The sequence below is a fragment of the Pseudomonas sp. G166 genome (assembly GCF_037027455.2).
Taxonomy (GTDB): Bacteria; Pseudomonadota; Gammaproteobacteria; order Pseudomonadales; family Pseudomonadaceae; genus Aquipseudomonas.
Genome location: NZ_CP146985.1, coordinates 168,123 through 189,671 on the forward strand (window position 1 = coordinate 168,123; position 21,549 = coordinate 189,671).

Sequence of the window (21,549 nt, forward strand, 5' to 3'; positions counted from 1 at the left end):
TCTTTTTACCGGCCACCCGATTTCCAGAAGCCATAAGAAAACCAGAATTCCAGGAGCTTTCACCATGTCGTCAATTCGCCGTTATGCCTTGGCCGCCCTGGCCAGTGCTGTTTTTGCAGGTTCCGCGGTTGCCAAGGATTACGAGTTGCTCAACGTGTCCTACGACCCGACCCGCGAGCTGTATCAGGATTACAACGCCGAATTCGCCAGTTTCTGGAAGAAGGCGCACCCGGACGATAACGTGAAGATCCAACAGTCCCATGGCGGCTCGGGCAAACAAGGTCGGGCGGTGATCGATGGTCTGCGGGCCGACGTAGTGACCCTGGCCCTGGCCGGTGACATCGACGAAATCGCCAAGCTGGGCAAGTCCCTGCCGGTGGACTGGCAAACACGCCTGCCGGACGCCAGCACACCGTACACCTCGACCATCGTGTTCCTGGTGCGTAAGGGCAATCCCAAGGGCATCAAGGACTGGGGCGATCTGATCAAGAATGACGTGTCGGTCATCACCCCGAACCCGAAGACCTCCGGCGGTGCTCGCTGGAACTTCCTCGCGGCGTGGGCTTATGGCCTCAAGGCCAACGGTGGTGACGAAGCCAAGGCCAAGGAATATGTGCAAGCGCTGTTCAAGCATGTGCCGGTCCTCGACACCGGCGCCCGTGGTTCGACCATTACCTTCGTCAACAATGGTCAGGGTGATGTGTTGCTGGCCTGGGAAAACGAAGCGTTCCTGGCGTTGAAAGAAGACGGCGGCGCGGACAAGTTCGACATTGTCGTGCCGTCGCTGTCGATCCTCGCCGAACCGCCGGTGGCGGTGGTGGACAAGAATGCCGAGAAAAAGGGCAACCTTGAGATCGCCCAAGCCTACCTCAAGCACCTGTACAGCCCGGCCGGCCAGGAAATCGCCGCGAAGAACTTCTATCGTCCACGTGACAAAGACGTGGCCGCCAAGTACTCCCGGCAGTTCCCGAAACTGGACCTGGTAACCATCGACAAGGACTTCGGTGGCTGGAAAACGGCCCAGCCGAAATTCTTCAATGATGGCGGCGTGTTCGACCAGATCTACCAGGCGCAGTAAGCTGGGATTTGTCTTCGGGCCAGTCAGTTAAGCCACAAACCTGTGGGAGCGAGCTTGCTCGCGATGGCGTCGGTTCAGTTTGCATTGATGTTGACTGATGCACCGCTATCGCGAGCAAGCTCGCTCCCACAGTCAACCAAGGACCTTTATGTCGCGTCGCATATCCCCCGTCATACCCGGCTTCGGGCTGACGCTGGGCTACACCCTGGTGTACCTCAGTCTGATTGTGCTCATACCGCTGGCGGCGATGTTCGTGCATGCCGCTCAACTCACCTGGGAACAGTTCTGGGCGATCATCTCGGCGCCGCGGGTGCTGGCTGCCTTGAAGCTCAGTTTCGGCACCGCGCTGTACGCCGCGATCATCAATGGCGTGATCGGTACGCTGTTGGCCTGGGTGCTGGTGCGCTACACCTTCCCCGGTCGCAAGATCATCGACGCGATGATCGACCTGCCGTTTGCCCTGCCCACCGCCGTGGCCGGTATTGCGCTGACGGCGTTGTATGCGCCGACCGGCCTGGTCGGCCAGTTCGCCACCGACCTGGGATTCAAGATCGCCTATACACCGCTGGGTATTACCTTGGCGTTGACCTTCGTGACGCTACCCTTCGTGGTGCGCACGGTGCAGCCGGTGCTGGCCGATATTCCCCGTGAAGTCGAAGAGGCCGCCGCTTGCCTCGGCGCCAAGCCGTGGCAGGTGTTCCGCCACATCCTTGTGCCGGCGCTGTTGCCGGCCTGGTTGACCGGCTTCGCCCTGGCGTTTGCCCGTGGTGTGGGCGAGTACGGCTCGGTGATTTTCATCGCCGGCAACATGCCGATGAAAACCGAGATCCTGCCGCTGCTGATCATGGTCAAGCTCGACCAATACGACTACACCGGCGCCACCTCCATTGGCGTGCTGATGCTGGTGGTGTCCTTCGTCCTGTTGCTGCTGATCAACCTGTTGCAACGGCGCATCGAAACCCCATAAGGAGGCGCGAACATGTCCCAATCGTCTATTTCCGCGGCCTCCACCAACGCCGCTCGCCGTGGCAGTGCAACTTCGCGGGGCGTCCTGATCGGCCTCGGCTGGCTGATTTTTGCGCTGTTCCTGCTGCTACCGCTGTTCATCGTGGTGTCCCAGGGCCTGAAACTCGGCCTGGGGGCGTTCTTTACCGCGATCTTCGAGCCCGACGCGCTGTCGGCGTTGAAGCTCACGGTGATAGCCGTGCTGATCTCGGTGCCGTTGAATCTGGTGTTCGGTGTCAGCGCCGCGTGGTGCGTGAGCAAATATTCATTCCGTGGCAAGAGCATGCTGGTGACCCTGATCGACCTGCCGTTCTCGGTGTCGCCAGTGATCGCCGGCCTGGTCTATGTGCTGATGTTCGGCGCCCAGGGCCTGTTCGGGCCGTGGCTGTCGGATCACGACATCCAGATCGTCTTCGCGCTGCCGGGCATCGTGCTGGCAACGATTTTCGTCACCGTGCCGTTCGTGGCCCGGGAGCTGATCCCGCTGATGCAGGAGCAGGGCACTCAGGAAGAAGAGGCCGCGCGCCTGTTGGGGGCCAATGGCTGGCAGATGTTCTGGCATATCACCGTGCCGAACATCAAGTGGGGGCTGATCTATGGCGTGGTGCTGTGTACCGCTCGGGCCATGGGTGAATTCGGGGCGGTGTCGGTGGTGTCCGGGCACATTCGCGGGGTGACCAACACCTTGCCGCTGCACGTCGAGATCCTCTACAACGAATACAACCACGTGGCCGCGTTCGCTGTGGCGAGCCTGTTGCTGATCCTGGCGCTCTTGATCCTGCTGCTCAAGCAGTGGAGCGAAAACCGAATCAACCGCCTGCGCGCCAGCGCCGCGGAGGAATAAGTCATGTCGATCGAAGTCCGTAACGTCAGCAAGAATTTCCACGCCTTCCAGGCCCTGGACAACATCAGCCTGGACATCCAGAGCGGCGAGCTGGTGGCGCTGCTGGGCCCGTCGGGCTGCGGCAAGACCACTCTGCTGCGGATCATCGCCGGCCTCGAAACCCCGGACCAGGGCAACATCGTGTTCCACGGCGAGGACGTTTCCGGCCACGACGTGCGTGATCGCAACGTCGGCTTTGTGTTCCAGCACTACGCCCTGTTCCGCCACATGACGGTGTTCGACAACGTCGCCTTCGGCTTGCGCATGAAGCCCAAGAACCAGCGCCCGAACGAAAGCCAGATCGCGACCAAGGTCCACGAGTTGTTGAACATGGTGCAACTGGACTGGCTCGCCGACCGTTACCCCGAGCAGCTTTCCGGCGGCCAGCGCCAGCGCATTGCCCTGGCCCGCGCATTGGCGGTGGAGCCCAAGGTATTGTTGCTGGACGAACCCTTCGGTGCCCTCGACGCCAAGGTCCGCAAGGAACTGCGCCGCTGGTTGGCGCGGTTGCACGAAGACATCAACCTGACTTCCGTGTTCGTGACCCACGACCAGGAAGAAGCCATGGAAGTCGCCGACCGGATCGTGGTGATGAACAAGGGAGTGATCGAGCAGATCGGCTCACCGGGCGACGTCTACGAAAACCCGGCCAGCGACTTTGTCTATCACTTCCTCGGCGACTCGAACCGCCTGCACCTGGGCGAGGATCGGCATGTGCTGTTCCGCCCCCATGAAGTCTCGCTGTCGCGTTCGGAGCTGGAAGATCACCATGCCGCCGAAGTGCGCGACATCCGCCCATTGGGTGCGACGACCCGAGTGACCTTGAAGGTGGAAGGCCAGAGCGAGCTGATCGAAGCTGAAGTGGTGAAGGATCACGACAGCCTGGTGGGCCTGGCGAAGGGCGAGACGCTGTTCTTCAAGCCGAAGGTCTGGCAGAAAGTCGCCAACCTCTAAGATCAGAAGCGTCGCGAGCAAGCTCGCTCCCACAGGGGATAGGGGTTGACCTGAAAGTTTGTGGGCACCCCAAAATCCTTGTGGGAGCGAGCTTGCTCGCGATGGCGTCCTCGACAGCACCCCGGCCCGAATCTGAATAACCCCGCTTGGCCTTGCTTCGATCTGTTCTACTTTTGCACCTGTTCTTGAATCAAACCCTACCTAGACTCTGACTTGCCAGGAGGCAAGTGAGAGTCCAATGACGGACCGATGTTATCTCCTGGCGCCCTGATGCCAAGGAGATGAGCATGAGAATGGAAGTCAGTCGGCATGGCCCGTTTGGCTGTGCATTGTTAAGTGTCTTGCTGGGCTCCTCTGCCAGCGCCGCCCCCTCGTTGTCACCGCAGATACCCTTCGATGTCACGGTTACCAAACCGGTTTCCCTGCCCAGCCTGCAAGCCAATTTCGATGACCTGTCATGGCAGACGTTCATTGCCTTGAACTGGCCGGCGCTGGACAACGGCGATCCCAATACCGGCACCTCCATCGGCAAGCAGGATGGCGCTACGGTGTGGGAAAGCTGGAAAGAGAGTTACCAGATCTTCCGGGCCAAGGGCCAGGCACCGCTGCCCTGGAATGCCCCGGCGACCCTGCCCGAGGCTTGCAAGTCGCTCAAGCCAGGTCGCCTCTTGCAGCAGATGGGCAAGGTTCCCGATGTCCTGGATGAGTTTATCCAGCCCTTCGAGAGCGGCCCGTTGGTGGATCAGAACGGCACCTACACGCGCAACGAAATCGTGGTCAATCAATCGATGTTCAACGGGATCGTCGACAACGGCCTGTACAGCATCGAAGGCCAGCAGAAGTTTTTTGCGGCGAACCCGACCAACACCGTGGCGTTCAGCTGCGGCGCCAACGAGACAAAACAGGTCGGTGCGCTGATGGTGAAGGCGTCGTGGAAAGTGCTGGGCCCCAACGACAATCGGCAGGATTTTCACACCGTCGATGCGCTGGTCTATACCCCAGGAAACAGCGATCCGAGCCATGGACCGATCGTCGAGGAGTCGTGTGTGTCCGAGCCGGTCGGGTTGGTGGGGTTGCACATGGTCCATAAGACAACCAGCGCGGCACAGTGGGTCTGGTCAACCTTTGAGCATGTGAAAAACGTGCCAGAAAAAACCACGCCCGTTGCCCAGCGTACGGGCCCGTATCTGTTCTACAACGCGGCCAGCAAAAGCGACATCAACCAGCCTCCGCCACGGCCATGGAACCCGGCGGTCAAGGCTACCCCCTCGCAAATCGTGCGCGAAGTGCCGCTGACCGAAGCCACTAAAACCCTGAACGCGACCTATCAAGCCCTGTTGCGCACGGTCAACCCGCAGAGCGTCTGGGCGAACTATCAATTGATCAGTACCCAGTGGCCGTCGGCACCACAGCCGAACTGCCAGATATCAGCCGCCAACCCGCTGGGCAGTCCCGCCCCGTTGTTCCTGGCCAACGCCACGCTGGAAACCTACATCCAGGGCACCGTGCCCCAGGCGTCTTCCAGTTGCATGGCGTGTCATGGCAATGCGGCCACCCATGTCACCGAATCCCCGCGCACCAGCTTCGCGGATTTCACCTATTTGCTCGAACGCGCGCAGTCCACGGCTGGACAAGGAGTCAAGCATGAGCAGTGATCTGGAAAATTTCGTAGGTCTTTCATCGGTCCTGACCGGTATCTCCACTGAGCGACTGGCGCCGGAGATCGACCAGGTGGGTTTGCCGCCGCTGTTTCTTGAATTCATCACGCCAAGAATCACGCCTGATGTGCTCAGTGCATTGCTGACCCAATACGCCAACCTGGCGGGGGATAATCAATCCCCGGATCAGATCGCCCAAGCGGTGTTGATGGACGGAGCGCTGCCGGCCGGCACGCAGACCGCCAAGGCCGCGCGTTCGATCATGAAGCTGTGGTTGTTGGGCGTTTGGTACCAACCCTATGACGCAGCGAGTTTCAAAAAGGATGAGCAGACCGTGGTGTCCGACCAGGCCTATATCAATGGCTGGGCCTGGAAAGCCGCCCAGGCTCATCCCATGGGCTACAGCGAGATGTTCTTTGGCTACTGGAACACGACGCCGCCCAGCCTTGAGGATTACACCGGGGTACCCGCCAACGCGCAGCAAGGAGCTTCGTCATGAGTACCGAACAAGCAGAGGTGGTCATCGTTGGTGCAGGACTGGCCGGCAGCATCATCGCTTATCAGTTGGGCATGGCCGGCGTGGATGTACTGGTGCTCGAATCGGGTCCGGAGATCCCGGCCAATCGTACGCAATATCTGGAGCGCTTCTACACCGCCACCCTGAAAACACCGGAATCGCCTTATCCTCCGGTATCGACCCTGGATACGCCGCGTGATCCGACCAGGGAAAACGCCCCGCGGGCAACCATCGCCGATCTGATCCTGGGTTGGAACAAACCAGAGGTCAGTTACTTGGTGCAGAAAGGCCCGTTGCCCTTCAACAGCACCTATGAACGGGTGGGCGGCGGGACGACCTGGCATTGGGTCGGGACGTGCCTGCGCATGGTGCCGAACGATTTTCGCCTGAAGAGCAAGTACGGCGTTGGGGTGGACTGGCCGATCGGCTACGACGATCTGCAAAGTGCCTATTGCCGGGCCGAGGCGGAAATCGGTGTGTCGGCCAATGTCGCCGACCAGGCTTATCTGGGCATGACCTTTCCCGAAGGTTATTCCTTCCCGATGCACAGCATTCCACTGTCGCTGGTTGACGGCAGTTTTGTCAGCGCTGTGACCGGGCAGACGTTCGACGGTTTGCCGCTGGTGGTCAGCCCGACCCCGGCGGGGCGCAATTCCCAGCCCTACGCCGGGCGGCGGGTGTGTGCCGGCAATACCAACTGCACACCGATCTGCCCGATCCAGGCCAAGTACGACGCGACCGTGACCATGAACAAGGCTTTGGCCACCGGTAAGGTCCGGGTCATGTACCGGACCGTGGCCAGCAAAGTGACTGTGGGCCCGGACAAGAACATCAATGGCATCGAATTCATTCAATATCAGCTTGGCGAGGGGCCCAAGACAGGAAACGGCGTGGCCATCGGGCAGCGTTATGTGATCGCCGCCCATGCCATCGAAACCCCTAAATTATTACTCAACTCCAAGAGCCCGGCCTGGCCTAAAGGTGTGGCCAACAGTAGCGGGCAGGTGGGCCGCAGTCTGTCCGACCATCCGATCTACCTGGCGTGGGGGCTGATGCCGGAAGGCAAGACAGTTTTCCCGTACCGTGGCCCGGTGTCCACCGCCGGTATCGAGAGCCTGCGTGACGGTGCCTTTCGCAGCCAGCGAGCGGCATGGCGCATTGAAATCGGCAACGAGGGCTGGAACTGGCCGGTTGGCGATCCTTACGTCACCGTAGCCGATTTTATCGACGGGGCGAACACAAGCCGCACCAACCCATTGCCATCGAAAGAGACACCGCCGCCACCCACTCAAGCGCTTTACGGCACGGCACTGATCAAAAAACTCAACGAGCTGTTCATTCGCCAGTTTCGGATCGGCTTCCTGGTGGAACAGGTGGAGGACCATCCCGACCAGTCCGACAGCTACATCGTGCCCTCGACGGATAACTACACGGACGGGCTCGGCATTCTTCGGCCGGAAATCCACTACAACCTTTCCGATTACACCAAGGAAGGTTTCAGACAGGCGAAGATATTGGCGAGCCACATCATCAAGGACCTGCTCGGTGCCGTGGAGCTGACGGCCCCCATTGGCAAAGGGACGTTCAGCTACAAAGGCGACGATTACAGCTTCCAGGGCGCCGGGCACCTGATGGGGACCTATCGCATGGGCGACGACCCCACCAAATCGGTGGTGGACAAATACCAGCGCAGTTGGGACCACAAGAACCTGTTCCTGGTGGGCGATGGCGTCTTCCCCAGCACCGGCACCTCGAACCCGAGCCTGACGATTGCGGCGCTGTCGTTCCAGGCCGGCGACACTGTGGCCAATGACCTGAAGGCGGTGACAATGCAGGTCCAGGCCAATAAAGCCTGGCAAGGCACCGGTGTGCAGGTCAACGGGCTGGTGCCGCGCCTGGTGCGCTACGTCAGCGGGTTATGGTGTGCCAGTCCGCAGGGCGGCAACGTCGATGGAAACGGCGGTTCGCGGCACATCGACTACGCCAGCTATGCGTTGCCCGGTGCGGCCGAAGGCGCTTTGATCGGTCGTGTGGGCGACAGTGGGACGCCGTTCCTGGTTGGCGATCTGGCGCAGGTTCCTGCCAGCGAGCAAGGGGAGTTGCAACTGTGCATCAACGATGACCTGACCGGGCAATACGGGTCTGGCTTGAAAGATAACACCGGCGCGCTGACGATACGGGTCGAGTTTGGTGCGCTGTAACGCTTGAGCGGTAACGATGCAACTCTTGTGGGAGCGAGCTTGCTCGCTCCCACAGGGGCGGCGGGGTATTGCGTTGTGTTCAGGCGGCCGAACGCTGGTTGCGCAACGCCACTGGCCCGACACGTTCTTCAATGGCTCGCTTCAGTTCGCCGCGAAGCCCCAGCAGGAAACCCGCTTCAACCACCACGAACAACGGCCCGACAATCAGCCCGGTGAGGTCATCGACAAACGCCGGTTTGCGGCCTTCGTAATAGTGACCGACAAACTGGATCACCCAACCCACCACGAACATCCCCAGGCCACAGCCCAGCCACACCGAGGTGCTTTGCGCGGCGAGCATCTGGCCCAGCCATACTGCCAGGCCCAGTAGCACCGTCATCAACACCCCCAGGCGCAACTCCAGGCGCAGATAGAACCAGGCACTGGCCACCGCTACCAGCAGCGCCGGCGACACCAGGAGCGCACCCACCTGCCAGCCTGGCCGTGACAACAACACGGCGACGGCGACGAAAATCAACGGAATGCCAATGAAGTGGCTGGCGATGTTGCGTGGGTCACGGTGATAGGCGGCGTATTGACTGAGATGATCGACGAGGCTTTTCATTGTTGTTCCTCCTGAGGTGATGCCTGCATGATGCCCAGGATCTATAAGGCGCTCTGTCAGTTAGCCGACACTTGTCCGGAGTTTTCATGAGTTCGCATCCCTGGCACGCGCACCTGATGGCTGGGCACTGGTACAGCCATTTGCCTGTTGAGTTACAGAATAGTCTGCTGGGGCTGTCGCGGGTGCGCCGCCTGCCGCCGGGGCATCGGCTGTTTCAGCGCGGTGATCCGCCTTGCGGGATGTACGCCGTGCTGGAGGGTGCGGTGCGGATCGGCGCGGTGAACGAGCAGGGCAAGGAAGCGCTGTTGAGCGTGGTGGAAGCCCCCCACTGGTTCGGCGAAATCTGCCTGTTCGATGGCCAGCCGCGGACCCATGACGCGGTTGTGGCAGGCCAATGTACGCTGCTGCACGTGCCCCAGGCGCCATTGCTGGCGTTCCTGCAAGAACAACCGATCTACTGGCGGCATCTGGCGTTGCTGATGAGCCACAAACTGCGCCTGACCTTCATCAACCTCGAACACCTGAGCCTGATGCCCGCCCCGGCGCGCCTGGCCCACCGCCTGTTGCTGATCGCCGAAGGCTACGGCGAAATCGAACCGGCGCGCCGGCTCTTGCAACTGCCCCAGGAACAACTGGCGTTGATGCTCTCGCTGTCGCGCCAGACCACCAACCAGATCCTCAAGGACCTGCAGGCCCAAGGCATTCTCCACCTGGGTTATGGCGAGATCGAAATCCTCGACATCGAGCGGTTGCGGGCGTTGACTGCGATCTGAAGCCGACCTGAACTATGTGGGAGCGAGCCTGCTCGCGATAAGGCCGGCCGAACCAACGCAAATCCCTAGCGCAACCCATCCCGAAACTGCCCCGGCGTCATCCCGGTCCAGCGCTTGAATGCGCGGCTGAAGCTGCTGGTGTCGGCAAACCCCAACAGATAACTGACCTCGCTCAGCGAGCAATGTGGATCCCGCAGGTGCAGCAGCGCGAGGTTTTCCCGGCACTCGTTGAGCAGGGCGTCGAAGCGGCAGCCTTCGTCGGCCAGGTGCCGTTGCAGGCTGCGCAGGCTCAGGTGCATGGCCTGAGCGATGCGCTCGGCACTGGGTTCGCCTTCGGGCAATTGGGCCTCGATGGCGGCACGCACCTTGCGTTCCCAGGTCAACGGTTTGAGCTGGGCGAGGGTGCGCTCGAGCACCGTTTCGTTGTGTTCGGCCAGCTCCGGATTGGCGTCGTCCAAGTGGCTGTCGAAATCCGTGAGGTTGAACTCCAGGCAATCCTGGGCCGCGCCGAAATACACCGGCGAGCGGAACACTTTGTGCCAGGGGCCGGGGTCCGCCGGTTCCGGACGCCGCAGGTACACCGCCAGCGGCGCGTAATCGCGGCCGAGGCGGTTGCGACAGGTGCGCACGTAAATCGCGGCGAACGCATCGATGGCTTCAAAGGCCGGCGCCGGACGGCCCTGGGGCACATCGAGACTGAAGCGGTAGCGGTCTTCGCCGCGGCTCAGTTGCAGCGTCAGCGCATCGCTGACCACCGGGTGATAGCGCACGATCCGCTCGAACACTTCCCGCAGGCTGCCGCTGGCCACCAGGGCATAGCCCAGTGCGTGAAACGTGGTGGGGCTGACGAAGCGCGATACTCGCAAGCCAATCGCCGGGTCGCCGCTGGCCTGTACCGCCAACGCCCACAGGCGCGTGGTTCCCGAGAGCGGGTAGCGGGCGTTCGGATCGTCCATCCACTGCGGGTCGAGGCCGGCCTCCAGGCACAGGGCATGGCTGTCCAGGCCCAACGCATCGAGCTGTTTGCGCAGCGCACGGGTCCAGCTGGCGAGGGAGGTCGGTTCAGTCATGACGATTGGCGCTTGCGGTCAACAGGTTGGCGTTTACGGCTACCACCCGAGGGGACAACGCCCGGCAGGATGAGCACATCGATAACAGAGGATGTAAGCCATGCAAGGCACTTGCGCAAGCCCCGAGCGATTGAATGCACAACAGCGAGCCGCCCATATTCGCCAAGTGGTCCTGGCCCGGGGCGAGCAATTGCGTCAGCGCTACCCGATTTTGCGCCACCAGGATGCACTGGGTGCGGGCATCCTGGCGTTCGCCCTGGCCGGGATGATCGGTTCGGCGCTGCTCTACATCAATGGCCATCTGGCCGGGTGGGCGTGCCTGCTGCTCAACGCTTTTTTCGCCTCACTGACCCACGAGCTGGAGCATGACCTGATCCACAGCATGTACTTTCGCAAGCAGCGCCTGCCTCACAACCTGATGATGGGGCTGGTGTGGCTGGCACGACCCAGCACCATCAACCCATGGATCCGCCGCCACCTGCACCTCAACCATCACAAGGTCTCCGGCAGCGAGGCCGACATGGAGGAGCGCGCCATCACAAACGGCGAGCCTTGGGGGCTGGCGCGGTTGCTGATGGTCGGCGACAACGTGATGTCGGCTTTCATCCGCCTGCTGCGGGCCAAGACCTGGGCGCACAAGCGCAGCATCCTCAAGCGCACGCTGAAGGTGTACTTCCCGCTGGCGCTGCTGCACTGGGGCGCCTGGTATGTGTTCCTCGGTTTTCATGGGGCCAACGGTGTCGCCAGCCTGCTGGGCACGTCGATTGACTGGTCGACGACTACGCTGGCGACGATGCAGGTGATCGACATCGCCGCAGTGGTGATCATCGGCCCGAACGTGCTGCGGACTTTTTGCCTGCACTTCATCAGTTCGAACATGCACTACTACGGCGACATCGAGCCGGGCAACGTCATCCAGCAGACCCAGGTGCTCAACCCGTGGTGGCTGTGGCCGTTGCAGGCGTTCTGCTTCAACTTCGGCAGCAGCCACGGGGTCCATCATTTCGTGGTGAAGGAACCGTTCTACATCCGCCAACTCACGGTGCCGGTGGCCCACAAAGTGATGCGCGAGATGGGCGTGCGGTTCAATGATTTTGGGACGTTTGGGCGGGCCAATCGGTTTGTGGGCGAGAAAGGGCCGGTGACGGAAGAGGTGAATACGGTACGGGTTTGAGACGGCTATTGAAAAAGCTCTTCGGCAAGCCCCGATATTTCAACCAAATCTGAATCCTGTGGCGAGGGAGCAAGCCCTCGCCACAGATTGTTGCAACCGGCCGCTCACCTCGGCGGCCACGCTTCGTTCGCCCTTGGGGCAGTCCCTCAGGCCTCCCGGCTGCATTCCAACGCATCCCATGGAAGCGTCTAATCTTCTCCTCTCGTCGGCCAACATCATAAAGCCCTAATTTTTTCCAACGGCGTGCCGACAGATTGGTATGCGTGCACCAAAGTGGAGCGGGTCAAAAGCCTGCTCGCGCTTTTACATGAAATGTTGCAACCGGAATGCACCCCCACTCCCTGCATAAGAAGCCTAACTAAATGAATCTAAAGTTCAGCCACAAAATCCTTCTTGCCGCCTCCGGTGTCGTGGTTCTGGCTTTTGCCCTCTTTACGCTCTACAACGACTATTTGCAGCGCAATACCATCGGCCGCAGCCTCGAGTCATCCATCGAGCAATCCGGTGACTTGACGGCCAGCAGCGTCCAGAACTGGATGAGTGGCCGGATCCTGGTGCTGGAAAACCTGGCGCAGAACATCGCGCATCAAGGTGCCGGTGCCGACTTGCCGGGGCTTGTCGATCAGCCGGCACTGACGTCGAATTTCCAGTTCACTTACGTGGGCCAGACCAACGGCGTCTTCACCCAACGCCCTGACGCAAAAATGCCCGACGGCTACGATCCGCGCCAACGTCCTTGGTACAAACAGGCCGTCAGCGTCGACAAAACCATGCTGACCCCGCCCTACCTGGCGGCGGTCGGCGGCCTGGTGGTGACTATCGCTTTGCCGGTGAAGCACAACGGCGAACTGCTCGGCGTGGTGGGCGGCGACCTGAGCCTGGAAACCCTGGTGAAAATCATCAACTCGGTGGATTTCGGCGGTATCGGTCATGCGTTCCTGATCAGCGGCGACGGGCAGGTGATCGTCAGCCCGGACAAGGACCAGGTGATGAAGAACCTCAAGGACATCTACCCTGGTACGCCGGTGCGCATCGGCAAAGGGACTCAGGAAGTTGAGCTGAACGGGAAGGACCGTATTCTTTCGTTTACCCCGGTCACTGGCTTGCCGAACGCCGAGTGGTACATCGGCCTGTCGATCGACAAGGAAAAAGCCTACGCACCGTTGAGCCAGTTCCGTACGTCTGCGTTGATTGCGATGTTTGTCGCGGTAGCGGCCATCGCGTTACTGCTGAGCATGTTGATCCAAGTATTGATGCGTCCATTGACCACCATGGGGCGCGCCATGCAGGACATCGCCCAGGGCGAAGGCGACCTGACCCGGCGTCTGGTCGTGCAGGGCAAGGATGAATTCGCGGTGTTGGGTGGTTCGTTCAACCAGTTCGTGGAGCGGATTCACGCTTCGATCTCCGAAGTGTCTTCCGCCACACGACAGGTGCATGATTTGTCCCAGCGGGTGATGACGTCGTCGAACGCCTCGCTCATCGGCTCGGATGAACAGAGTGCTCGCACCAATAGCGTGGCTGCGGCCATCAACCAGTTGGGCGCCGCGACCCAGGAAATCGCCCGCAATGCCGCCGATGCCTCGCAACATGCCAGCGGTGCCAGCGAGCAGGCCGATGATGGTCGTCAGGTGGTGGAAAAAACCATTCACGCGATGACCGAGTTGTCGCAGAAAATCAGCCTCTCGTGCACTCAGATCGAAACCCTGAACGCCAGCACCGACAACATCGGGCACATCCTGGATGTGATCAAGGGCATTTCCCAGCAAACCAACCTGTTGGCCTTGAACGCGGCTATCGAAGCGGCCCGGGCCGGTGAAGCCGGACGTGGTTTTGCGGTGGTGGCCGACGAAGTGCGCAACCTGGCGCATCGCACCCAGGAGTCGGCGGAAGAAATCCACAAGATGATCACCTCGCTGCAGGTCGGTTCCCGTGAAGCGGTGACCACGATGAACGCGAGTCAGGCCTCCAGTGAAGAAAGTGTGGAGGTGGCCAACCAGGCCGGTCTGCGGCTGGTCAGCGTGACGCAGCGAATCGGTGAGATCGACGGCATGAACCAGTCGGTGGCCGCCGCGACCGAAGAACAGACCGCTGTGGTGGAAACCCTCAACATGGACGTCAGCCACATCAACCTGTTGAACCAGCAAAGCGTGGCCAACCTCAATGAAACCCTGAAGGATTGCGATGCGTTGTCGCAGCAGGCCAATCGGTTGAAGCAGTTGGTGGACAGCTTCAAGATCTGAGGCCTCAGTCGACATCACCGCAAGCTGAGCCACCGCCATCGCGAGCAAGCTCGCTCCCACAGGGGATTGGCGGTGGCGTCCACCTCTGCCTCCAGAGGGGATTGGCGGTGGACCTGGGTTCGCGCCCACCTCTGTCTCCACAGGGGATGGGTGGTGAGCCTGGATCTTGGGTTCACTTCAGCTCAGTGTGGGAGCGAGCTTGCTCGCGATGGCGGTGGCACAGCCAACATCACTGCCAACTGACCCACCGCTTTCGCGAGCAAGCCCGTTCCCACAGGACATTGGCGCTTACTTGAACATCACTTGCACATTCGCCATCGCTTCATCGGCAAACCCTTGCAGGAAGTCCCTGAACCCCGACGGTGTATGGGCGTCGGTGTGGTCGGCGATGATGGTCCAGGTGGCGCGGCAGCGGTTGTCCGTCAGGGGCTCGACGCGCATCGCTGCCCAGAGGTTGTCGATGCCCAAAGTGTTGTAGATCAGCGTCCAGGTCATGTGCATGGCCTGATCGTCATGGCTATTGAGCTGTTCCACCACCAGGTTCTGGCCATCGCGGAAGAACTTCTTGCGCAGGGATCTCACGCCATTGCCGGTCATCTCAATACGCTCCAGTGCCGGGATGAATCGATCGAATCCACCAAAGTTACCCACCACTTCCCAGACGCTCGCCGCATCGCGTGCTACTTCCACCGAGGTTTCGACCTGGCAGATGTGGGGGTTCTTGATCAGGGTATCGGGTTGAAATGCATTCATGGTCTTGCTCCTTGCTTTGGGTTGGGTGGTTCAAATGAAATCGATGGCTTTGAGGTAGTCGGCGCCGCGACGTAGCAGGGCCGGGGATTTCTCCGGGTAGCGGGCACCCATCTGCCGCACGCCGGCACGGGCGTTGTCGTGGCTGATCAGCGAGATATCACCGATGTCTTCCTCGAAGCCGTTGAGGTAGAAGCCCAGCACGCCGAACAGCGCGTTGTCGGCGTCTACCCGGCCCAATTGCTGTTGCCAGTCGGCGACGCTCACCAGGGAAAACTCCCGGCCGCTGTCGCGGAACGACGCCACATAAGCATCCCAGCTCAACGGCTCGGGGTTGTGCAGGTTGAATACCGCCTGCGTTGGCTGGTAGCGGCTGGCGTGGAAGGCGATGAAGCGCGCCAGGAAATCCACCGGCATCAGGTCGAAATTGAGGGACAGGTCTGGCACCTGCCCCAACTGGATCGAGCCCTTGAGCATCAGCATCAAGCGGTTCTTGTGGGGCTGGCAAACCCCGGTCAGGCTGTTGAAGCTGATGTTGCCGGGGCGGAACAGATTGACCCACACCCCGCGCTCGCGGGCCCGCTGCAGGATTCGTTCGCCCACCCATTTGGACAGGTTGTAGCCGTTCTTGATGTAGATCGGCGGTGTCTTGGCGGCGGGCTGTTCGAGCACCTGGCCGTCGGCATCCAGGGCACTGGACGCCGAAAGCGTGGAGACGAAGTTGAAGATTTTCTTGCTGCGCCCTTCACACAGGCGCAGGCATTCAAAGATCGGCTCAACGTTGTCCCGCGCCAAAGACTCGTAGTCGAGCACATGATTGACGTGGGCAGCGTTGTGCACCAGTGCGCCGAAGGTGCGATCGATGCGGGTGTAGACGTCATCCGGCAAACCCAATTGCGGCTGGGTGATGTCGGCGGCGTAGACACTGACGCGGCTCAGATCCAGGTGGGTCAGGCGATTGTCCTGCAAGGCCTGGGCAAAGCGCTCGGCCGCGCTTTGCCCCGCGGATGCACGCACCAGGCACGCAACTTCGGTGGCGCCCCAATCCAGCAACGCCTCGACGATATGCACCCCGAGAAAGCTGTTGGCGCCGGTCACCACCACCTTGTGTACATCACCACACTGGCTGATGGGCAGCGGATCGAGGTTGAGCTCGGCTTCGGCGTCGATGAAGGCCTGGGGGCTGAGGGCCGAGGTGCTGCTTTGCTCTGGTCCGTCCAGCAACTTCGCCAAGGTCATCAGCGTGGGTGCTTCGATGAACCGATTGATCGACAAGCTGCGCCCGAAGGCCTCGCGGATGCCCAGCAGCAATTGCGACAGCAGGATCGAATGCCCGCCGAGGTTGAAGAAGCTCTCGTCGGTGGCGATGTCTTCGACTGGCAGCTCCAGCAGCTCGGCCCACAGTTGCTGCAACTGCTTTTCCAGGGCGTTCTGCGGCTGGCGTCGCTGGCTGCCGACTTGTACTTGCACCGCCGTGGCGAGCAGGGCTCGACGGTCGACCTTGCCATTGCTGGTGTAAGGCAGACTGGGCAACTCGACGTAGGCCGCCGGGTGCATGTAGCTGGGCAGCGTGTTTTGCACGTGCTCGCGCAGGGCCTGGAGGGCGGTGCCCGGCCGGTCTTCCCGGGGGTGAACCAGGAACGCCAGGATCCGCCGCCGTTCATCGATGCCCACCGCGACTTGGCGAAATAACTGGCTGTCGCGCAGGCAATGCTCGATCTCTTCGGGTTCGACCCGAAAGCCGCGGATCTTCACCTGGTTATCACGCCGTCCGCTCAGTTCAATGCCACTGTCGGTCCACTGGCCGATATCGCCGGTGCGATAGACCCGCAGCGTTTGCCCGGCGGGCAGCGTCAGGTTGAGATAGCGGTTCGCGGTCAGCCCCGGATCGTTCAGATAACCCAGGCCGACACCCGGCCCGGCGATGTACAGCTCACCCGGCGTGCCTTGCGGTACGGGTTGCAGTTGTTCGTCCAGGATCAGTACCCGGCCATTGGCGATGGGCACGCCGAGGTTGCGGTTATTGTCGCCGACGCTGAACTGCCGGGTGGTGGCCAATACCGTGGTTTCGGTCGGCCCGTAGATGTTGTGGAACTTGCATTGCGGTGCCAGCCGTTCAATCACGAACGGCTCACAGACATCACCACCGGTGATCAGGTGTGCCAGGCCGATCGGCGCGTCCAGTGGCATGACGCTCAGCAGCGCCGGCGGCAGGAACGCGTGGGTCACCTGCTGCGCGCCCATCAGCTCCACCAGTTGTTGCGGATCGCGCCGCTGGTCTTCGCTGGGGACCACCAGCAACGCGCCCTGGATGAAGGTCGGCAGGATATCCAGCAGTGAGGCGTCAAAGTTGATGGTGGAAAACTGCAGCGCCCGACTGTCGCGCTGCAACCCGACGTAATCGCCGTACCAGGCACAGAAATGGCTGAGGTTGCGATGGCTGAGCAACACGCCTTTGGGCTGGCCAGTGGTGCCGGAGGTGTAGATCGCCACGGCCGGTTCGTCGATGTCCACCACGCGACGGATCAGCGAGACCGGGATGCCGGGCTGGGGCGTCGGCAGCCGATGCACATCCAGCGTCGGCAGCACGAGGTCGCCCAGGTCGGTGTTGCCGTCATGCAGCAACAGGTCCGCCTTGGCGTTCTCCAGGATAAAGCGCCGGCGCTGTGCCGGGTGCTGCGGGTCGAGCGGCAGGTACACAGCCCCACAACCCAGTACTGCCAGGATTGCCGCATACAGCGGCGCGGACTTGGGCAGGCACACGCCGATCACCAGCGGGTGGTCGGAGGCTTCCCGCAGCATGGCCTGCACCGACTGCTGCAACCTCAGCGCCAGGCTGCGCAAGGCTTTGTAGTCGGTGAGTTGCCCATCGACCCATAGGGCCGCTTGTGTCGCCTCATCGAGCATGCGCTGTTCGATGCTATGCATCACCGGCACCTCGGCCGCGGCCAAGAGCCAGGGCACCGCTGGCCGGTTGAAGCGGTGCTCGAAGGCCAGCGGCTCCAGCGCATCAAGGCCGAGCCAAGGCTGCTCGGTCATCTGCGCCTGTATCGTCGGCCAGTGATCGAAGCAGGTTTCATCCCGGGAGAACTGACTGACCAGGCGTGCGCCGTTCTCGACCACCGCCGCCAACGTACGCAGGCGCAAGGACTGACCATTGCCGCAGGGTTGCGGCGCGATGACTTCCTGGCTTAACAGCTGCTGCACGGCGTCGCGAAAAACCAGCACCGGTTGTGGCAATGCCTGGCCGGGCACAACCTGCAAGGCCACGCGCACCTGAAGGTGCATCCGGGCCGGGAGGGTGTTCGGCACCGTACCGTCTTCAATCAATAAATCCAAGGCACCGTGGCTGGCCGACGATCCAGGAACCACGACCCCGTGGCCGTGCAGTTCCAGTTCCCGAGCCAGTTCGACCATGGCCTGGCTTACGCCAGACACTGCAATTTCGAGGCGTCTCATCGAAGTGTCCTCATGGGGTCAAGTAATCGGCGAGGGCGTCGCGCACGCAGGGGGACGCGAGCATTGAGCTGCCGCGCAAAAAGCGCGTGATATTGCCCACCAACGGATGGAAACGATTGATGGGATAGGCCAGCGCACTGGCGTCTTCACGCAACGACTGACGCACCGATTCGTCGACGGGCAGGTGCGCGATCAACTCGAAATCGAACGCCTGTTGCAGATCGCTCGCCAGGTACTGGGCGATGAAACCGGGCATCAATTGCGCGAGCACTTGACGGTCTGTTTCGGGCGCGGTGCGCCAGTAAATCTGCACCAGCCGGGTCCAGAAACCGGAGTGTCGTCCCTCATCGAGCAAGTGGTCGGCCATCAGTCCCTTGATCGAGGCCTTGACCGAATCGTCCCGGGCGAAAGCCGCCACTTCGTTGGTCACGGTGTTCTCGGCGATGGCGATGCAGATCAGCTCCACGGCGCTGAGCAAATGCTCCGGCGCCTGGGCCAGGGTCGCGGGTATCGCGCGGCTGAGCTCGATCTGCGTAGGCAATGGGATCGGGGCGATGCCGGTCATGTCGATGGTCTGCTGCATGAAATCCATCGCCACCAGCGCGTGATAATCCTCGTCGACCACCACGGTCATCGCGTCATAGCGGCAGGCGAAGGGGAACTCGATGCCGAAGCTGTTCTTGGCGATGCGGCGGGCGGTGTGGTCCACCAGTTCCGTCTCGAAAATCACCACATCGTTGATGAACTTGTAGAGGCTCTGCACCAGCACAAAGTCGCGCAGCTGCGGGCAGTGGCTGAGAAAGGTCTGGCTGTGCACCAGTGGCTGACGGCTCATGGGGAAGATCAGCTTGTCGTCGTCCTCAACCCGGCGCCGTGGTCGGGTGCGGATGGTGGCGCGGCTTTCCCAGGCGTCGGCGAAGGATTGGTATTCGACGGCGTTCATGGCGTCACCTGCGCAACCGGTTGGGCCATGCTCTGGCGCAAGCCATCCCACAGGGCCGCGCGGCTGTGGACGGCGGCGAGGGCGGCGGCCAATACCTCGGTTTCGCGCTGCGGGTCGCCATCGATCAGTCGGGCCAACAGTTTTTCCGCTGCCGGGCCATGGTCCTCGGAATCGACTTCGATGTGCCGCTGCAGGTAGTAACGAAAGGTCGGCGCCTGGTCCAGGCCAATGCCCCAGGCGTCCAGCATGCGCTGGAACATTTGCGGGATGACACTCTCGCGACCGTGCACGAACGCGGCGGCTACACTGTGGGCCGGGGCGTGCAGGGCGGTGTGCAGGGTCTGGCGGACGAAGCGTGCCGCCGCCGGTTCTACTTCGACACTCTCCAGCGCTGTCTCGGGGCTGACGCCTTCCTTTTGCAGGGTGATGAATTGCTCGATGGCGCGGGTATCGGCACCGACCTCGCGCATGGCATCCAGGTACAGTTCGAAATGGCTGCAGTAGCCTGCTCCAGGGCGGTCATCCGATTCCTCGCCCAAGACAATTTCGTTGATCAGGCGTGCCGCGTGCGGGTCTGCCGGCGGCAGCCAGGGCAGGTGCACACAGGTCAGTTCCCGTTGCAGCCGTTTGGTCAGTGACATGAAGTCCCACACGGCAAACACATGGCTTTCCATAAAGCGGCGTAACAGATCGATTGATGTTATTTCGGAAAAAACCGGGTGTTGGCCAAGTTCGTGTTTTTTCAGAGATAGTTGTTCTTTGGTTGGCTGCATTGGAACGTCCTCATCAATGATGTTGTGTCCGGAAAGTTGCCCGTTATTTATCAAGGCGAGCGGGCGCCTGAACCGGAATCCATGAATTACCCAAGTAGCTTAAGTGTTTGCCTTTAGTACGCGTCGCCAGCCTGTAGTGCTTGATTCTGAAGCGTTGGCCGAAAACGGAAACGGTCGATAACAACCCGGCGAATAAAAAACTAATACACAAAACAAGTAAGCGGCAAGAAGTTTTTTTATTATTTAAAGTGGTGAATTTATTGGGCGCGAAGTGGCCTGTTAAAACTTTTAATATAAGTTTTATTCAGGCGAAGAAGCTCCTTCCGATTTAGGGGTATCAGAATCGAATAGTTCGAGTGAATGCCTCACTCGGAGCACTTCAGAGATCAGGGGATTAAGAAGTTTGTGATTTAAGGGAGGGACACCGGTCGGACATCCGATCATCCCGCCAGTGGGCGACGCTCCTTGCGTATTGGCTTCGATTCGCCTGGTCTATCGCCAGGCGCTGACTTCTTCAGGTCTTTTTTTGAATCGACAAGCGCAAGAGTGAGCCCAAATCGATGGCAGTGCCATTGAACTGATGGGGCGCCGCATCGCCGCCACGGTTTGGTCGCGTCAGGTAGGCGAGAAGTGGGTCGCAAGGATATGTAAGAAGTTTTTACGCCGGCGGGACCGCCGGCGCAGGATCATCGGCCCGATTGTTGTTCCAGATACCGACGCATGGTGACACAGGCCTTTTCCAGGTGGCGTTCCAGCAAGGTAATGGCGTTATCGACGTCTTTGGCGCGCGCGGCTTCAAGCAGCGCGTGATGATCGTCCTGAGTCAGCTTGCCCAGTCCCATGGACGACAGATGAAAGCGCAAGAAGCGCTCTTCTTCATTGAGCTCGCGCTCCACCAGGTCCAGCAGCTTGCTATTGGGTGCCTTGTGATAAAGCGACATGTGAAACAGCCGATTGAGCTTGGCGATCTGGGCGTGATCGGTTTCTGTTTCCAACTGCTCGATGTACTGGGCTGCCAGTGTCAGGTCGCTGTCATCGAGCAGTGGAATGGACAGGCGCAAGGCGAAAGACTCCAGCACTGAACGCAAGGCGTAGGTTTCGACAGCATCATTGGTGATCAGCGGGGCCACCACGGCACCCTTGTGCTGGACCACGTTGAGCAGTGACTGCGCCTCAAGCTGGCGCAAGGCTTCGCGCACCGGCATGCGGCTCACGCCGAACAGATCGGCCAGTTCCTGCTGACGCAGGGCCGTGCCGCAGGGCAGGCGTCCGTCGAGAATAGCCTCACGCAGAGACTCTTCGATGATCGAGCGAGCCTGGGAAGCGGGGATGGGCCCGTTGACCTGGATGGTGCTGAGTGGTTTGGGCTTTTGTGTCACGACAACGCATCCTGACTGGTAGTAACGAAAATTGGATCCACGCGAACGTTAGTTACAGATTCCCCAACCGTCAAAGTCTCTCGGC

The 21,549-nt window shown here is 60.9% G+C and carries 17 protein-coding genes; 10 read left to right on the forward strand and 7 right to left on the reverse strand.

The genetic code is table 11. The annotated features are described in order from the left end of the window. Positions 1-64: 64 nt before the first annotated feature. From SGN16_RS00795 to SGN16_RS00825, 7 genes are all read left to right on the forward strand, one after another. The gene (locus SGN16_RS00795; protein ID WP_339101958.1) at positions 65-1,078 is read left to right on the forward strand and encodes a sulfate ABC transporter substrate-binding protein; all 1,014 of its coding nucleotides are present in this window, start codon (positions 65-67) and stop codon (positions 1,076-1,078) included. A 148-nt stretch (positions 1,079-1,226) separates the two neighbouring features. Beyond that, the gene (gene cysT / locus SGN16_RS00800; RefSeq protein ID WP_013692011.1) at positions 1,227-2,045 is read left to right on the forward strand and encodes a sulfate ABC transporter permease subunit CysT; all 819 of its coding nucleotides are present in this window, start codon (positions 1,227-1,229) and stop codon (positions 2,043-2,045) included. A 12-nt stretch (positions 2,046-2,057) separates the two neighbouring features. Continuing rightward, on the forward strand, positions 2,058-2,927 hold the full coding sequence (gene cysW, locus SGN16_RS00805) for a sulfate ABC transporter permease subunit CysW (RefSeq protein ID WP_210642267.1): 870 nt from the start codon (positions 2,058-2,060) through the stop codon (positions 2,925-2,927). Positions 2,928-2,930: 3 nt separating this feature from the next. Then, positions 2,931-3,920: a sulfate ABC transporter ATP-binding protein gene (locus SGN16_RS00810; RefSeq protein WP_339101959.1), complete on the forward strand. Its 990-nt coding sequence runs from the start codon at positions 2,931-2,933 to the stop codon at positions 3,918-3,920. A 293-nt stretch (positions 3,921-4,213) separates the two neighbouring features. Next, positions 4,214-5,575, forward strand: a complete 1,362-nt coding sequence (locus SGN16_RS00815; protein ID WP_246883130.1) for a cytochrome C — start codon at positions 4,214-4,216, stop codon at positions 5,573-5,575. After that, positions 5,565-6,077: a sorbitol dehydrogenase gene (locus tag SGN16_RS00820; protein ID WP_210642269.1), complete on the forward strand. Its 513-nt coding sequence runs from the start codon at positions 5,565-5,567 to the stop codon at positions 6,075-6,077. The genes SGN16_RS00815 and SGN16_RS00820 overlap by 11 nt, the downstream gene beginning before the upstream one ends. Next, positions 6,074-8,296 carry a GMC family oxidoreductase gene (locus tag SGN16_RS00825; protein ID WP_339101960.1) on the forward strand — a complete coding sequence of 741 codons (2,223 nt, stop codon included), beginning with the start codon at positions 6,074-6,076 and terminating at the stop codon, positions 8,294-8,296. The genes SGN16_RS00820 and SGN16_RS00825 overlap by 4 nt, the downstream gene beginning before the upstream one ends. A 79-nt stretch (positions 8,297-8,375) precedes the next feature. Here SGN16_RS00825 and SGN16_RS00830 read toward each other — a convergent pair whose 3' ends face one another. Continuing rightward, complete coding sequence (locus tag SGN16_RS00830; RefSeq protein WP_210642271.1) at positions 8,376-8,900, reverse strand: Mpo1-like protein; 525 nt, start codon at positions 8,898-8,900, stop codon at positions 8,376-8,378. 86 nt (positions 8,901-8,986) lie between these two features. On the opposite strand from SGN16_RS00830, the gene SGN16_RS00835 reads away from it, so the two are divergent. Next, entirely contained in the window at positions 8,987-9,673 is a 687-nt protein-coding gene (locus tag SGN16_RS00835) for a Crp/Fnr family transcriptional regulator (protein WP_210642272.1), read from the forward strand. Positions 9,674-9,738: 65 nt separating this feature from the next. Here the strand turns inward: SGN16_RS00835 and SGN16_RS00840 are convergent, their stop codons facing one another. Beyond that, complete coding sequence (locus tag SGN16_RS00840) at positions 9,739-10,743, reverse strand: AraC family transcriptional regulator (RefSeq protein ID WP_210642273.1); 1,005 nt, start codon at positions 10,741-10,743, stop codon at positions 9,739-9,741. 100 nt (positions 10,744-10,843) lie between these two features. Here SGN16_RS00840 and SGN16_RS00845 point away from each other — a divergent pair, with 100 nt between their 5' ends. Then, on the forward strand, positions 10,844-11,917 hold the full coding sequence (locus tag SGN16_RS00845) for a fatty acid desaturase (RefSeq protein WP_210642274.1): 1,074 nt from the start codon (positions 10,844-10,846) through the stop codon (positions 11,915-11,917). A gap of 362 nt (positions 11,918-12,279) precedes the next feature. Further along, positions 12,280-14,160 (forward strand): methyl-accepting chemotaxis protein, encoded by a 1,881-nt coding sequence (locus SGN16_RS00850; protein ID WP_210642275.1) that lies wholly within the window; start codon positions 12,280-12,282, stop codon positions 14,158-14,160. A 288-nt stretch (positions 14,161-14,448) separates the two neighbouring features. Here SGN16_RS00850 and SGN16_RS00855 read toward each other — a convergent pair whose 3' ends face one another. From SGN16_RS00855 to SGN16_RS00875, 5 genes are all read right to left on the reverse strand, one after another. Then, the gene (locus SGN16_RS00855) at positions 14,449-14,913 is read right to left on the reverse strand and encodes an SRPBCC family protein (RefSeq protein WP_210642276.1); all 465 of its coding nucleotides are present in this window, start codon (positions 14,911-14,913) and stop codon (positions 14,449-14,451) included. A 30-nt stretch (positions 14,914-14,943) separates the two neighbouring features. Next, complete coding sequence (locus SGN16_RS00860; RefSeq protein WP_339101961.1) at positions 14,944-18,369, reverse strand: non-ribosomal peptide synthetase; 3,426 nt, start codon at positions 18,367-18,369, stop codon at positions 14,944-14,946. A gap of 10 nt (positions 18,370-18,379) precedes the next feature. Next, complete coding sequence (locus tag SGN16_RS00865; protein WP_210642278.1) at positions 18,380-19,312, reverse strand: diiron oxygenase; 933 nt, start codon at positions 19,310-19,312, stop codon at positions 18,380-18,382. Then, a complete protein-coding gene (locus tag SGN16_RS00870; protein ID WP_210642279.1) occupies positions 19,309-20,085 on the reverse strand; it encodes a DUF3050 domain-containing protein in 777 nt (258 codons plus the stop codon). The genes SGN16_RS00865 and SGN16_RS00870 overlap by 4 nt, the downstream gene beginning before the upstream one ends. Before the next feature lie 686 nt (positions 20,086-20,771). Continuing rightward, positions 20,772-21,464, reverse strand: a complete 693-nt coding sequence (locus SGN16_RS00875; RefSeq protein WP_339101962.1) for a GntR family transcriptional regulator — start codon at positions 21,462-21,464, stop codon at positions 20,772-20,774. Positions 21,465-21,549 lie beyond the last annotated feature (85 nt).

Coding starts and splice junctions, on each gene's coding strand:
- SGN16_RS00835 (WP_210642272.1), top strand. CDS start 8,987: ATGAGTTCGCATCCCTGGCACGCGCACCTGATGGCTGGGCACTGGTAC.
- SGN16_RS00840 (WP_210642273.1), bottom strand. CDS start 10,743: ATGACTGAACCGACCTCCCTCGCCAGCTGGACCCGTGCGCTGCGCAAA.
- SGN16_RS00830 (WP_210642271.1), bottom strand. CDS start 8,900: ATGAAAAGCCTCGTCGATCATCTCAGTCAATACGCCGCCTATCACCGT.
- SGN16_RS00855 (WP_210642276.1), bottom strand. CDS start 14,913: ATGAATGCATTTCAACCCGATACCCTGATCAAGAACCCCCACATCTGC.
- SGN16_RS00795 (WP_339101958.1), top strand. CDS start 65: ATGTCGTCAATTCGCCGTTATGCCTTGGCCGCCCTGGCCAGTGCTGTT.
- SGN16_RS00820 (WP_210642269.1), top strand. CDS start 5,565: ATGAGCAGTGATCTGGAAAATTTCGTAGGTCTTTCATCGGTCCTGACC.
- SGN16_RS00870 (WP_210642279.1), bottom strand. CDS start 20,085: ATGCAGCCAACCAAAGAACAACTATCTCTGAAAAAACACGAACTTGGC.
- cysT (WP_013692011.1), top strand. CDS start 1,227: ATGTCGCGTCGCATATCCCCCGTCATACCCGGCTTCGGGCTGACGCTG.
- SGN16_RS00850 (WP_210642275.1), top strand. CDS start 12,280: ATGAATCTAAAGTTCAGCCACAAAATCCTTCTTGCCGCCTCCGGTGTC.
- SGN16_RS00845 (WP_210642274.1), top strand. CDS start 10,844: ATGCAAGGCACTTGCGCAAGCCCCGAGCGATTGAATGCACAACAGCGA.
- SGN16_RS00825 (WP_339101960.1), top strand. CDS start 6,074: ATGAGTACCGAACAAGCAGAGGTGGTCATCGTTGGTGCAGGACTGGCC.
- SGN16_RS00865 (WP_210642278.1), bottom strand. CDS start 19,312: ATGAACGCCGTCGAATACCAATCCTTCGCCGACGCCTGGGAAAGCCGC.
- SGN16_RS00860 (WP_339101961.1), bottom strand. CDS start 18,369: ATGAGACGCCTCGAAATTGCAGTGTCTGGCGTAAGCCAGGCCATGGTC.
- SGN16_RS00810 (WP_339101959.1), top strand. CDS start 2,931: ATGTCGATCGAAGTCCGTAACGTCAGCAAGAATTTCCACGCCTTCCAG.
- SGN16_RS00815 (WP_246883130.1), top strand. CDS start 4,214: ATGGAAGTCAGTCGGCATGGCCCGTTTGGCTGTGCATTGTTAAGTGTC.
- cysW (WP_210642267.1), top strand. CDS start 2,058: ATGTCCCAATCGTCTATTTCCGCGGCCTCCACCAACGCCGCTCGCCGT.